The organism is Pseudomonas sp. KnCO4 (genome assembly GCF_045344305.1).
Classification (GTDB): domain Bacteria; phylum Pseudomonadota; class Gammaproteobacteria; order Pseudomonadales; family Pseudomonadaceae; genus Aquipseudomonas; species Aquipseudomonas anuradhapurensis.
This window is the reverse complement of record NZ_CP174199.1, coordinates 1,814,027-1,827,302: the sequence shown is the minus strand read 5'-3', so window position 1 is coordinate 1,827,302 and position 13,276 is coordinate 1,814,027. Positions and strand designations below refer to the sequence as shown.

Genomic DNA, 13,276 nt, shown 5'->3' with positions numbered 1-13,276 from the left:
ATCGCGACACAAGGCCGCTCCTACAGGGGACAGCGATCAGGTTGAGCTCAAACCCTTGTAGCAGCAGCCTTGTGTCGCGATGGGGCGCAAAGCGCCCCAAGATCGCAAGCAGATATCAGACAGCCAAGCCAATCGCCGGCTGCACCTGCGATGCCCGATAAGCCGGGTAGATGGTCGCCAGGAAGCTCATCACCAACCCGGCCGTGCAGATGATCGCTACATCGCCCCATTGCAACTGCGATGGCAGGCTGCTGATGAAGTACACATCCGAAGTAAAGATGTGCTGCCCGCTCACCCGCTCCAGCCAGCCGACGATCTGGCTGACATTGAACGCTGCAATCACCCCCAGCACGCCGCCAATCAGCGTACCGACGATGCCGATCAGGCTGCCCTGGACCATGAACGTGCCCATGATCTGCGCCGGCGTGGCACCCAGGGTGCGCAGGATGGCGATGTCGGGGCCCTTGTCGTTCACCACCATCACCAGGGTGGCGATGATGTTGAACGCGGCCACCGCGATGATCATCATCAACAGCAGGCCGATCATGGTTTTTTCCATCTTCATGGCGCTGAACAGGCTGCCCTGGGTATGCGACCAGTCATCGGCACGGTAGGCATCGCCCAGCCTGGCAGCGATGGCCTTGGACACCTGCGGCGCGGCATACAGGTCGTGCAGCTTCAGGCGCACGCCCTGCACCTGGCCCGGCGCCCAGCGCTGCATGGCGCCGGCATCGGCCACATGGATGTAGGCCTGCGAGCCGTCCAGCTCGGCACCCACCTTGAAGATGCCGACCACGCTCAGGCGCTGCATGCGCGGGGTGATACCGCCGGGTTCCTTGCTGATTTCCGGCACGATCAGGGTCAGCTTGTCACCGGTGTTGAGGCGGAAGCGGCGTGCGGTCAGCTCGCCGATGACCACCCCGAACTCGCCCGGCTGCAGGTCCTGCAGGCGGCCCTGGACGATGTGCTGACCGACGATCGAGACCTTGCCCTCCTCGGCCGGGTCGATGCCGCCGACCTGGATCGGCTGCATCGCCCCCTTGTACGACAGCATGCCTTCCATTTCGGTAATCGGCGCTGCTGCCATCACTGCCGGGTCCTGCAGGGCCGCATCGGCCACCTTGTGCCAGTCATCCAGTGGCTGCGCGCCGAGGATGGCGGCGTGCGGTACCAGGCCGAGAATGCGCGAGCTCATTTCGCGCTGGAAACCGTTCATCACCGACAGCACCACGATCATCGCCAGTACGCCCAGCGACAGGCCGATCATCGAGGTCATCGAAATGAACGAGATGAAGTGGTTGCGGCGCTTGGCTCGGGTGTAGCGCGCGCCGATGAAGATGGGCAAGGGTCTGAACATGTACGGAAACACCCAATGAAAACAGGAAAACGGGGCAGCGCGGCCACCCCGTGCAGTCGATCAGATCGCCACCAGGTGACCGTCGTCGAGCTTCAGCACGCGATCCATCTGGCGTGCCAGGTTGAGGTCGTGGGTCACCACCAGGAACGCGGTGCGCGAGGCACTGGACAGTTCCTGCATCAACTCCTGGATGCCCTGCGCGGTGTGGTGATCGAGGTTGCCGGTCGGCTCGTCGAGCATCACCAGGCCGGGGCGGTTGACCAGCGCCCGGGCAATCGCCACCCGCTGGCGCTCGCCGCCGGACAGCTCGGCCGGCTTGTGGTTGTAACGGTGGGCCAGGCCGACCCGCTTGAGCAGCGCCTCGGCACGCTCACGGGCTTCGGGGATCGGTGTGCGGCCGATCAGCAACGGCATGCACACGTTTTCGATGGCCGTGAACTCCGGCAGCAGGTGGTGGAACTGGTAGACAAAGCCCAGCTCCCGGTTGCGCAGCAGGCCGCGCGCCCGCTCGCCCAGCGCCGACAGCTCCTCGCCGGCCAGCCAGACGCTGCCCTGGGTCGGCCGGTCGAGGCCGCCCAGCAGGTTGAGCAAGGTACTCTTGCCGGAGCCCGAACTGCCGACGATGGCCACGCGCTCACCGGCGTGCAGCTCGAGGTTGAGCCCGGACAGTACCTGCACCGACTCCGGGCCCTCGTCGTAGGACTTGCCCAGGTTGCGGCAACTCAGAACGGCTTTATCACTCATGCGCGACTCACTCATAACGTAGCGCCTCTGCAGGCTGGGTGCGCGCCGCACGCCAGGCCGGGTACAGGGTGGCGAAGAAACTCAGGACTAGCGCCGCAGCACAGACCATGTACACGTCCTGGGCCTGGATCTGCGACGGCAGGTAATCGATGAAGTACACGTCGGCATTGAGGAACTTGTGCCCGATCAGTTTCTCGATGCCGGCGATCACCGCGCTGACGTTCAGCGCGGCGACGACCCCGACCACGGCGCCGATCAGGGTACCGATCACCCCGATCACCGTGCCCTGGACCATGAAGATGAGCATGATCTGCCCGGGCGTGGCGCCCAGGGTGCGCAGGATGGCGATGTCGCCGCGCTTGTCGTTGACCACCATGACCAAGGTGGAAATGATGTTGAATGCCGCCACGGCCACGATCAGCAGCAACAGCAGGCCGATCATGGCCTTTTCCATGCGGATCGCCTGGTACAGGTTGCCGTGGGTGCGGGTCCAGTCACGGCTGTAGAACTCCTGCTCACCCAGGCGCTGGGCGATGTCCCAGGCCACTCGCGGGGCCTGGAACAGGTCGTCGAACTTCAGGCGCAGGCCCTGCACCTGGTCGGGTTTCCAGCGGTGCAGGCGGGACAGGTCGCTGATGTTGGTCAGGCCCAGGTAGCCATCGATCTCGCCCGCCCCGACGTGGAAGGTACCGACCACGGTGAAGCGCTTCATGCGTGGGAACATGCCGGCCGGGGTCACGCTGACCTCGGGGGCGACGAAGGTCAGCTTGTCGCCAATCGACACCCCCAGCTTGGCCGCGGCCTTGTCGCCGATCATGATGCCCCACTCGCCCGGCGCCAGCTGGTCGAGGCGGCCCTGCAGGACGAACCTGTCGATGATCGACACCTCGCGCTCGCGGGCTGGGTCGATACCGTTGAGCAGCACCTTCTGCACCTTGCCGTCATGGGTCAGCAGGCCCTGCATCTGGGTGAACGGCGCAACCGCCAGCACCTGCGGATTCTGCTTTACTTGTTGGGCAAGGGCCGGCCAGTCGGCTATGGGCTGGCCGCTCTCCAGCGTGGCATGCGGGATCATGCCCAGCACGCGGGTGCGCATCTCGTGGTCGAAACCGTTCATCACCGAGAGCACCACGATCATCACCACCACGCCCAGGGCGAGGCCGATCATCGAGGTCAGGGAAATGAACGAGACGAAGTGATTGCGACGTTTGGCACGGGTATAACGCGTGCCGATGAATGCGAAAAGAGGTCTGAACATGTCGGGGCTTGTTCGGATGAAAGGGAACGTCCTTGTGGCGAGGCGCCTACGGCGGCTTTACACTCGGACCACCGCCGCTACCTTGGGTTCGCCATGACGACATTAGACGAAGAAGATCGCCGCGAATACTACCGCATCGAAGATCAGATCGCACTTCAAATCAGCCCCCTCAGCGCGGCCGAAGCCCTTGAACCAGATGTGTTGCAAGATGATTCGCCGCTGTTCAACCTGCTCAGCGAGCTGCACCTGTCCGACTTCGAGTCGCAGCACCTGCTACGCCAGTTGAGCGAAAAGGACCGTACCCTCGCCGCGTTCCTGCGCGCGCAGAACAAACGCCTCGACCTGCTCAGCGCGGTGGTTGCCCAGACCCTGATCGGCGAAGTGGGCCAGCCCCAGCCGGTGGTCATTTCCGAGGGTGGCATCGAATTCACCCAAACCACGCGGCTGGCCCCCGGTACCCGGGTGAAGGTGAAGATGGTGCTGATGCCGCGCGCCCATGGCCTGCTGCTGCGCGGCAAGGTCAGCCATTGCGAGCCGCGCCCGGAGGGCGGCTTCGAGGTCGGCACCGAATTCACCGACATGACCGACGCCCAGCGCCAACTGCTGGCGCGCTACATCCTGCAGCGTCAGCAACAACAACGGCGCCAGCAGCTGGAACAGAACGACCCCGCCTCCTGAGCCCATTTCCCCCTGATTTGAAGGAACGAACGTGACCCTGATCTACGGCCATCGCGGCGCCAAGGGCGAAGCACCCGAGAATACCCTGAAGAGCTTCCAGCAGTGCCTGGCCCACGGCGTGACCCGCTGCGAGCTGGACCTGCACCTGTCGGCCGACAACGAGCTGATGGTGATTCACGACCCCACCCTCAAGCGCACCACCGGCAAGCGCGGCAAGGTGGTCGAACACAGCGCCGCCGACCTGGTCCGGATCGACGCCCGCAAGGGCGGCCCGGGCCACGTCCAGCCCTGCCCCATCCCGCGGCTGGAAGAACTGTTCCAGAAATGCCCGTTCGAGCACTGGCAGCTGGAAGTGAAAAGCGCTTCACGCACCCGCGCGGCTACTACCGTGCTGGCGATCCGTGAACTGGCCCAGCAGTACGGCCTGCTGGACAAGGTGACCATCACCTCCAGCTCGCGCGAAGTGCTGGGTGCCGCACAGGAACTGGTGCCGGATGTGAAACGCGGGCTGGTGGCCGAATACGCCTGGCTCGACCCGTTGAAGGTGGCGCAGAACTACGGCTGTGACCTGCTGGCATTGAACTGGACACTGTGCACGCCGGAGCGCCTGTTGAAAGCGCAGAGCCAGGGGTTGCACGTGTCGGTGTGGACGGTCAACGAACCGGCACTGATGCGCCGGCTCGCTGACTTTGGCGTGGACAGCCTGATTACAGACTTTCCCGGTTTGGCCAAGACCACCCTCGGGCAGGGTTGAAATCGGTCTCTCCGACCGGCTCAGGCCACCGGTCGGAGCCGCTCAAAAAAGCCGGTTCAGGCCGTCGTAGGCAGCTACCCGATAGGCTTCGGCCATGGTCGGGTAGTTGAACGTGGTGTTGACGAAGTACTTCAGGTTGTTCAGCTCGCCCGGCTGGTTCATCACCGCCTGGCCGATGTGGACGATTTCCGAAGCCTGGTAGCCGAAGCAGTGCACGCCCAGCACTTCCAGTGTTTCGCGATGGAACAGGATCTTCAGCATGCCTTGCGGCTCGCCGGCGATCTGCGCACGGGCCATGCTCTTGAAGAACGCCTTGCCCACTTCGTACGGCACCTTGGCCTGGGTCAGCTCCTGCTCGTTCTTGCCGATCGAGCTGATCTCGGGAATGGTGTAGATGCCGGTCGGCACGTCGTTGACGAAACGCCAGCTGCCATTGTCGACGATGCTGCCCGCGGCCGAGCGGCCCTGGTCGTGGGCGGCACTGGCCAGGCTTGGCCAGCCGATCACGTCACCGGCGCCGTAGATGTTCGGCACGCTGGTGCGGTAGCTCTCGTCGACCTCGATCTGGCCGCGGCTGTTGACCTTGATGCCGATGTTTTCCAGGCCCAGCTTGTCGGTGTTGCCGGTACGGCCGTTGCACCACAGCAAGGCGTCGGCCTTGATCTTCTTGCCCGACTTCAGGTGCAGGATCACACCGTTGTCCAGGCCTTCGACACGCTCGTAGTCTTCGTTGTGGCGCACGGTGATGTTGTTGTTGCTGAAGTGGTAGCTCAGCGCCTGGGAAATTTCCGAATCGAGGAAGCTCAACAACTGGCCACGGTTGTCCACCAGTTCCACCAGCACGCCCAGGCCGCTGAAGATCGAGGCGTATTCGCAACCGATCACGCCGGCGCCGTACACGATCAGCTTGCGCGGGGTGTGGCTGAGGCTGAGGATGGTGTCGCTGTCGTAGACCCGCGGGTGGTTGAAGTCGATGTCGGCCGGGCGGTAGGGGCGCGAGCCGGTGGCGATGATGATGTGCTTGGCGTTGAGCTTTTCCACCACGCCGTTCGGGCACACCACTTCGATGGTCTGCTCGTCGGCGAAGCTGCCGGTACCGACGAACACATCGACACGGTTACGGGCGTAGTAGCCGGTGCGCGAGGCCACCTGCTTGGCAATGACCTTCTCGGCGCTCTTCAGCACGTCGGGGAACGAGAACCAGCGCGGCTCGCCGATGGCCCGGAACATCGGGTTGGTGTTGAACTGCATGATCTGCCGCACCGAGTGACGCAGTGCCTTGGACGGGATGGTACCCAGGTGGGTGCAGTTGCCCCCGACCTGGCGACGGCTGTCGACCATCGCCACCTTGCGCCCTGCTTTGGCGGCGTTCATTGCCGCGCCTTCCCCGGCCGGGCCGGAACCCAGCACCACTACGTCGTAGTTGTAGACAGCCATGCGTACTCCTTCAGAACTGGCCCGCAAGCCACGGTCGCTCGCGGGGCGCGATCATGCCGCCGGGGCGCCATGAGAAAATTCGGGTGCAGTCTAATCAAGCGTGAACGCCGCGCACATTAACCCTTGGTCGCGTCGTAGGCCAATTTTGCCCGCACTACATGTGGTCACCCATTCCCTGGCGGCGATCATCCCTGCTTGTGCTTTCACTCGCCTTTCACTGCCCGTTCGAACGCGGGCGTCGCTCGGGAGACGAAGCCACCCTCGGCCCGAGTCACCAGCACCGCAGGCAGGCCATGCGCCACGGCAAAATCCCAACCGCGTTGCGGGCCCAGGATCAACAGCAGCGTCGAATAGCCGTCTGCCCGCAGTGCCGAGGCATCGAGCACGCTGACCGCGGCCAGGTCGTGCTGCACCGGGCGCCCGAGGCGGGCATCGAAGGTGTGCGAATAGCGCCGGCCATTGTCCTCGAAATAGTGCCGATAGTCACCCGAGGTTGATACTGAAAGGCCATTGAGCGGAATGATCTGCCGGGCGATCTGGCGATCTTCGCGGGGCAGCTCCAGGGCGATGCGCCAGGGGCTGCCGTCAGGCTTGCGGCCGACCGCCTTGAGCTCACCGGTCGCTTCGGCGACGAAGCTGGCGATACCCATGGCCTGCAGGCGCGCAGCGATCAGGTCGACGGCATGGCCGGCGGCCATGCTGTTGAAGTCGAGCTGCACCGGGGCATCCTTGCACAAGGCCTGGCCCTGGATGTGCAGGTGCCGGTAGCCGACCCGCTGGCGCACCCGCGCCAGGGCCTGCGGGTCGGGTACCTGCGTGTGGCGCGCCTGGGGGCCGAAGCCCCACAGGTCGAGCAACGGCTCGACGGTGAGGTCGAAGGCGCCATCGCTCTGCTCGGCCAGTTGCTGGCCCAGGCTGACCAGTTCGAGCATGTCGGGCGGCAAGGCCATGCACTGGTTGGCGGGCAGCAAGTTGAACTGGCTGACGGTGGAGTCGCCGCGGTAGGTCGAGTAGTGCTGATCGATGCCGTTGAGGATGGCCTCTACCGCCGCCTGAACTTGGGCCGGCGCCGGGCCGCCAGGCTCGCGGACGTACTGGATGCTGTAGCTGCTGCCCATGGTCGGGCCACCCAGGCGTTCGACGGTCGGGCCCTGGTTACAGGCGGTCAGGAGCATCAGGATGAACAGGAGGGCTGTGCGCAAAGGGTGGGTTCTCGGTGGCTGTGCTGGCCTTGTCGCGGATAAATCCGCTCCTACAGGATATGCACCCCACTGTGTGTAGGAGCGGATTTATCCGCGACAAGGCCAGTACAGACAACACAAAATCTGGATAAAAAAACGGGAACCCGAAGGTTCCCGTTTTTTCATTGCCTTACAAGCGAATCAGCGCGGAAACGCTGGCGGGTTCACACCGGCCATCTCTTCCATCACGCGAACCACCTGGCAGCTGTAACCGAATTCGTTGTCGTACCAGACGTACAGGACAACGCGGTTATCGTTGGCGATGGTCGCTTCAGCGTCGACCACACCGGCGTGGCGCGAGCCGACGAAGTCGGTCGAAACCACTTCCTGCGAGCTGACGTAGTCGATCTGCTTGTGCAGCTCCGAGTGCATGGCCGTCTGGCGCAGGTACTCGTTGATCTCGTCGCGCGTGGTGGGCTTTTCCAGGTTCAGATTGAGGATAGCCATCGAAACGTTCGGCGTCGGTACGCGAATGGCGTTGCCGGTCAGCTTGCCCTTGAGCACTGGCAGCGCCTTGGCGGCAGCCGTGGCGGCGCCGGTTTCGGTGATGACCATGTTCAGCGGCGCGGCACGGCCACGGCGGCTGCCCTTGTGGAAGTTGTCGATCAGGTTCTGGTCGTTGGTGAACGAGTGAACGGTTTCGACGTGGCCGTTGACGATGCCGTACTGGTCGTTGATGGCCTTGAGCACCGGCACGATGGCGTTGGTGGTGCAGGAAGCGGCCGAGATGATCTTGTCATCGGCAGCGATGTCACCGTGGTTGATGCCGTGCACGATGTTCTTCAGCGCGCCCTTGCCAGGTGCGGTGAGGATCACGCGGGCAGCGCCCGGGCAGGCCAGGTGCTGGCCCAGGCCGTCGGCATCACGCCATACGCCGGTGTTGTCGACGATCAGCGCGTTTTCGATGCCGTACTGGGTGTAGTCGACTTCGCTCGGGCTCTTGGCGTAGATCACCTGGATCAGGTTGCCGTTGGCGGTGATGGTGTTGTTGGCTTCGTCGATGGTGATGGTGCCATCGAACGGGCCGTGCACCGAGTCACGGCGCAGCAGGCTGGCACGCTTGACCAGGTCGTTCTCGGCGCCCTTGCGCACGACGATGGCACGCAGGCGCAGGCCGTCGCCGCCACCGGTCTTCTCGATCAGGATGCGCGCCAGCAGGCGGCCGATGCGGCCGAAGCCGTACAGGACAACGTCGGTGCCCTTGCGCGCCGAAGCGTTCTGCTGGCCAACCACTTCGGCCAGTTCCTCACGGACGAACTGCTCGGCAGTACGGCCATTGCCTTCCTGCTTGAACTTGTTGGCCAGCTTGCCGAGGTCGACCGAGGCGGCGCCCAGCTTCAGCTCGCTCATGGCCTTGAGCAGGGGGAATGTCTCGTGGACGGACAGTTCGGTTTCGTCGGTTTGACGATGGCGCGCAAAGCGGTGCGCCTTGAGGATCGAGATAACCGAACGGTTGATCAGGCTACGGCCATAAATCGAGCTCACCACATTGTTGTTGCGGTAGAGCTGACCGATAAGCGGGATCATCGCTTCAGCCAGGGCTTCACGATCGATCCACTCACCAAGACACTGGTCGGGCTTCTGAGTCACGGGAACCTTCCACATGTAGGGACAGAAAAAAGGGGCTACATTATGACGCCCCAACGCGTAACCGGCAATGAGCGCCTGTCGCGGCACGCGCGCCAGCGTTCATGCCCTTTCGAGCCTGACAGCCGGCACCGTCACCGGTACAATCGATCTCTTTGCCGCAACGCTTGGAGTGCAATCTCCCGTGTCAGTTCTGCGCCTACCGCAAATGTCGGCCACGGCCGGCAAACAAACCTGGGGTAATCTGCCCGGAGCCGCCCTCAGCCTGGCCATCGCCGAGGCCGCCAGCAGCGCGGGCCGCTTCACCCTGCTGCTGACTGCCGACAGCCAGGCAGCCGATCGTCTGGAACAGGAACTGCGCTTCTTTGCCCCGGACCTGCCGGTGCTGCCGTTCCCCGATTGGGAAACCCTGCCCTACGACCTGTTCTCACCGCACCAGGACATCATCTCGCAGCGCATCGCCAGCCTGTACCGCTTGCCGGAGCTGAGCCATGGCATCCTCGTGGTGCCGGTCACCACCGCCCTGCACCGCCTGGCACCAACCCGCTTCCTGCTGGGCAGCAGCCTGGTGCTGGACGTCGGCCAGACCATCGACGTCGAACAGATGCGCACGCGCCTGGAAGCCAGCGGCTATCGCTGTGTCGATACCGTCTACGAGCATGGCGAGTTCGCTGTGCGCGGGGCGCTGATCGACCTGTTCCCGATGGGCAGCAAGCTGCCCTACCGCATCGACCTGTTCGATGACGAGATCGAGACCCTGCGCACCTTCGACCCCGAGACCCAGCGCTCGATCGACAAGGTCGACTCGGTACGCCTGCTGCCGGCGCGCGAGTTCCCGATGCAGAAAGAGGAAGTGACCCGCTTCAAGGCACGCTTTCGCGAACGCTTCGATGTCGACTTCCGCCGCAGCGCGATTTTCCAGGACCTGGCCAGCGGCATCATCCCCGCCGGTATCGAGTACTACCTGCCGCTGTTCTTCGAAGAAACCTCGACCCTGTTCGATTACCTGCCGGCCGACACCCAGGTGTTCTCGCTGCCGGGCGTTGAACAGGCTGCCGAGCATTTCTGGAACGACGTGCGCGGGCGTTACGAAGACCGCCGTGGCGACCTGAGCCGGCCCTTGCTGCCACCCGCCGAGCTGTTCCTGCCGGTGGAAGACTGCTTTGCCCGGCTCAAGCAATGGCCACGGGTGGTGGTCAGCAGCGAGGACCTCGAGCCCGGGGTCGGCCGCGAACGCTTCCCGGCGCGCGCACTGCCCAACCTGGCGATCGAGGCCAAGGCCAACCAGCCACTGGCCGAACTGGCCAATTTCCTCGACCAGTTCCCTGGCCGGGTGCTGTTCACCGCCGAATCGGCGGGCCGCCGCGAAGTGCTGCTGGAGCTGCTCGAGCGGCTGAAACTGCGCCCCCAGGGCGTCGAGGGCTGGGCCGACTTCATCACCGGCGCCGAGCGCCTGGCGATCACCATCGCCCCGCTGGACGATGGCCTGCTGCTGGACGACCCGGCCGTCGCCCTCATCGCCGAAAGCCCGCTGTTCGGCCAGCGGGTCATGCAGCGCCGCCGCCGCGACAAGCGTGGCGAAACCGCCAACGACGCGGTAATCAAGAACCTCACCGAGCTGCGTGAAGGCGCACCGGTGGTGCACATCGACCATGGCGTAGGCCGCTACCTGGGCCTGGCCACCCTGGAAATCGAAGGCCAGGCCGCCGAATTCCTCACCCTCGAATACGCCGAGGGCGCCAAGCTGTACGTGCCCGTGGCCAACCTGCACCTGATCGCCCGCTACACCGGCAGCGACGATGCCCTGGCGCCGCTGCACCGGCTGGGCTCGGAGGCCTGGCAGAAGGCCAAGCGCAAGGCTGCCGAACAGGTGCGCGATGTCGCCGCCGAACTGCTCGACATCTACGCCCGCCGCGCCGCACGCAAGGGCTATGCGTTCGCCGACCCGGCCGCCGACTACGCCACCTTCAGCGCCGGCTTCCCGTTCGAGGAAACCCCGGACCAGCAGGCGGCCATCGAAGCCGTGCGCGCCGACATGCTCGCGCCCAAGCCGATGGACCGCCTGGTGTGCGGCGACGTCGGCTTCGGCAAGACCGAAGTGGCCATGCGCGCGGCATTCATTGCCGTGCACAGTGGCCGCCAGGTGGCCGTGCTGGTGCCCACCACCCTGCTCGCCCAGCAGCATTACAACAGCTTCCGCGACCGCTTCGCCGATTGGCCGGTGACCGTGGAGGTGATGAGCCGCTTCAAGTCGGCCAAGGAAGTGGCCGCTGCTGCCGCCGACCTCGCCGAAGGCAAGATCGACATCCTCATCGGCACCCACAAGCTGCTGCAGGACGACGTGCGCTTCAAGGACCTGGGCCTGGCCATCATCGACGAAGAGCACCGCTTCGGTGTGCGCCAGAAGGAACAGCTCAAGGCCCTGCGCAGCGAGGTGGACATCCTCACCCTCACCGCCACGCCGATTCCGCGCACGCTGAACATGGCCGTGGCGGGCATGCGCGACCTGTCCATCATCGCCACGCCACCGGCGCGCCGCCTGTCGGTGCGCACCTTCGTCATGGAGCAGAACAACAGCACGGTGAAGGAGGCGCTGCTGCGTGAATTGTTGCGCGGCGGCCAGGTGTACTACCTGCACAACGATGTGAAAACCATCGAGAAATGCGCCGCCGACCTGGCCGAACTGGTCCCCGAGGCGCGCATCGGCATCGGCCATGGGCAGATGCGCGAGCGCGAGCTGGAACAGGTGATGAGCGACTTCTACCACAAGCGCTTCAACGTGCTGGTGGCCTCGACCATCATCGAAACCGGCATCGACGTGCCCAGCGCCAACACCATCGTCATCGAGCGTGCCGACAAGTTCGGCCTGGCCCAGTTGCACCAGCTGCGCGGCCGGGTTGGCCGTAGCCACCACCAGGCCTACGCCTACCTGCTGACGCCAACCCGGCAGAAGGTCAGCGCCGATGCCGAGAAACGCCTGGAGGCGATCGCCAACACCCAGGACCTTGGTGCCGGCTTCGTGCTGGCCACCAACGACCTGGAAATCCGCGGTGCCGGCGAGTTGCTGGGCGAAGGCCAGAGCGGGCAGATCCAGGCGGTGGGCTTCACCCTGTACATGGAAATGCTCGAACGCGCAGTCAAGGCGATTCGCAAGGGCACCCAGCCCAACCTGGAGCAACCGCTGGGCGGCGGCCCGGAGATCAACCTGCGCCTGCCGGCGCTGATCCCCGAGGACTACCTGCCTGACGTGCACGCACGGCTGATCCTGTACAAGCGCATCGCCTCGGCCGCCGACGAAGAAGGCCTCAAGGACCTGCAGGTGGAGATGATCGACCGCTTCGGCCTGCTGCCCGAGCCGACCAAGAACCTGATGCGCCTGACCTCGCTCAAGCTGCAGGCGGAAAAGCTCGGCATCAAGAAAGTCGATGCCGGCCCCAATGGCGGCAAGATCGAGTTCGAAGCCGAGACCCCGGTCGACCCGCTGACCCTGATCAAGCTGATCCAGGGCCAGCCCAAACGCTACAAGTTCGAAGGCGCTACCCAGTTCCGCTTCCTGGTCCCGATGGAACGCCCCGACGAACGCTTCAATACCCTGGAGGCGCTGTTCGAGCGCCTGACCCCACAGCCTGCTTAAGGAAGATCCATGCGTGCCATCCGTTGCCTGACCCTGCTGCTGGCGCTGTTCGCCCCGGCCGCCTTCGCCGAAGGCCTATATCAGGTGGAAATGATCCTGGTGCGGCAGAACAGCGTGCCCGCCTTTACCAGCCCGTTTGCCCCGGAAAACTGGAGCGCCGGCGCCCCGCGCCTGGAAAAGGACGCCGAGCGCCGCCCGGCGCTGGAAGACGAAGCCACCCGCCTGGAAGCCACCGCCGACTACACCGTGCTGATGCACAAGGCCTGGCAGCAGCGGGTTGGCAGCGAACCCAGCCGCATCGCCCTGGGCGAAGGCGCCGAGCAGTTCGGCCACTACCCCATCGAAGGCAACCTGAGCATCACCGAGGGCCGCTTCATCGCAGTCGAGGCCAACTTCTGGGTCAACCAGCTGGACGGCAACGGCAGCGTGCTGCAAAGCGAGCAATTCAAGCAGAGCAACAGCAACGTCAAGGGTGGGCAGCTGACTTTCCTTGACGGCGGGCACCTGGCGCTGCTGCTGAAGGTGACGCCACCGGGCACGCCGAAGATGCCGGTGATGGACCCGGAGATGATGGAGCAGTGATGCA

Annotated in this window: 10 protein-coding genes; 4 read left to right on the top strand and 6 right to left on the bottom strand. The window is 64.6% G+C overall.

The window, feature by feature from the left end:
• Positions 1 to 115: 115 nt before the first annotated feature.
• From ACJA3S_RS08470 to ACJA3S_RS08460, 3 genes are read right to left on the bottom strand one after another with little or no spacing between them, the layout of a single operon-like run.
• Positions 116 to 1,357, bottom strand: coding sequence for a lipoprotein-releasing ABC transporter permease subunit (locus ACJA3S_RS08470; RefSeq protein ID WP_406821476.1), 1,242 nt, complete (start codon positions 1,355 to 1,357; stop codon positions 116 to 118).
• 60 nt (positions 1,358 to 1,417) lie between these two features.
• Complete coding sequence (gene lolD, locus ACJA3S_RS08465; RefSeq protein ID WP_170029107.1) at positions 1,418 to 2,101, bottom strand: lipoprotein-releasing ABC transporter ATP-binding protein LolD; 684 nt, start codon at positions 2,099 to 2,101, stop codon at positions 1,418 to 1,420.
• A gap of 7 nt (positions 2,102 to 2,108) precedes the next feature.
• Entirely contained in the window at positions 2,109 to 3,359 is a 1,251-nt protein-coding gene (locus ACJA3S_RS08460; RefSeq protein ID WP_406821475.1) for a lipoprotein-releasing ABC transporter permease subunit, read from the bottom strand.
• Between the two features lie 93 nt (positions 3,360 to 3,452).
• Between ACJA3S_RS08460 and ACJA3S_RS08455 the strand changes: the two genes are divergently transcribed.
• Together ACJA3S_RS08455 and ACJA3S_RS08450 are read left to right on the top strand one after the other, a co-directional pair.
• Complete coding sequence (locus tag ACJA3S_RS08455) at positions 3,453 to 4,037, top strand: PilZ domain-containing protein (RefSeq protein WP_406821474.1); 585 nt, start codon at positions 3,453 to 3,455, stop codon at positions 4,035 to 4,037.
• Between the two features lie 31 nt (positions 4,038 to 4,068).
• Positions 4,069 to 4,791 (top strand): glycerophosphodiester phosphodiesterase, encoded by a 723-nt coding sequence (locus tag ACJA3S_RS08450; RefSeq protein WP_225777043.1) that lies wholly within the window; start codon positions 4,069 to 4,071, stop codon positions 4,789 to 4,791.
• Between the two features lie 42 nt (positions 4,792 to 4,833).
• On the opposite strand, the gene sthA is transcribed toward ACJA3S_RS08450, so the two are convergent.
• The 3 genes from sthA to ACJA3S_RS08435 form a co-directional block, all read right to left on the bottom strand.
• Positions 4,834 to 6,228, bottom strand: a complete 1,395-nt coding sequence (sthA, locus tag ACJA3S_RS08445) for a Si-specific NAD(P)(+) transhydrogenase (RefSeq protein WP_170029103.1) — start codon at positions 6,226 to 6,228, stop codon at positions 4,834 to 4,836.
• Between the two features lie 203 nt (positions 6,229 to 6,431).
• On the bottom strand, positions 6,432 to 7,430 hold the full coding sequence (locus ACJA3S_RS08440; RefSeq protein WP_406821473.1) for an FAD:protein FMN transferase: 999 nt from the start codon (positions 7,428 to 7,430) through the stop codon (positions 6,432 to 6,434).
• Positions 7,431 to 7,610: 180 nt separating this feature from the next.
• Complete coding sequence (locus tag ACJA3S_RS08435; RefSeq protein WP_406821472.1) at positions 7,611 to 9,074, bottom strand: glyceraldehyde-3-phosphate dehydrogenase; 1,464 nt, start codon at positions 9,072 to 9,074, stop codon at positions 7,611 to 7,613.
• A gap of 166 nt (positions 9,075 to 9,240) precedes the next feature.
• Between ACJA3S_RS08435 and mfd the strand changes: the two genes are divergently transcribed.
• Positions 9,241 to 12,690, top strand: a complete 3,450-nt coding sequence (gene mfd / locus ACJA3S_RS08430; protein WP_406821471.1) for a transcription-repair coupling factor — start codon at positions 9,241 to 9,243, stop codon at positions 12,688 to 12,690.
• A 9-nt stretch (positions 12,691 to 12,699) separates the two neighbouring features.
• The gene (locus ACJA3S_RS08425) at positions 12,700 to 13,272 is read left to right on the top strand and encodes a CsiV family protein (RefSeq protein WP_406821470.1); all 573 of its coding nucleotides are present in this window, start codon (positions 12,700 to 12,702) and stop codon (positions 13,270 to 13,272) included.
• The last annotated feature ends 4 nt before the right edge of the window (positions 13,273 to 13,276 follow it).

Bases quoted from the DNA above. Each gene is read 5' to 3' on its own strand.
- ACJA3S_RS08470 (WP_406821476.1), bottom strand. From the start codon at position 1,357: ATGTTCAGACCCTTGCCCATCTTCATCGGCGCGCGCTACACCCGAGCC.
- lolD (WP_170029107.1), bottom strand. From the start codon at position 2,101: ATGAGTGATAAAGCCGTTCTGAGTTGCCGCAACCTGGGCAAGTCCTAC.
- ACJA3S_RS08460 (WP_406821475.1), bottom strand. From the start codon at position 3,359: ATGTTCAGACCTCTTTTCGCATTCATCGGCACGCGTTATACCCGTGCC.
- ACJA3S_RS08455 (WP_406821474.1), top strand. From the start codon at position 3,453: ATGACGACATTAGACGAAGAAGATCGCCGCGAATACTACCGCATCGAA.
- sthA (WP_170029103.1), bottom strand. From the start codon at position 6,228: ATGGCTGTCTACAACTACGACGTAGTGGTGCTGGGTTCCGGCCCGGCC.
- ACJA3S_RS08435 (WP_406821472.1), bottom strand. From the start codon at position 9,074: ATGTGGAAGGTTCCCGTGACTCAGAAGCCCGACCAGTGTCTTGGTGAG.
- ACJA3S_RS08425 (WP_406821470.1), top strand. From the start codon at position 12,700: ATGCGTGCCATCCGTTGCCTGACCCTGCTGCTGGCGCTGTTCGCCCCG.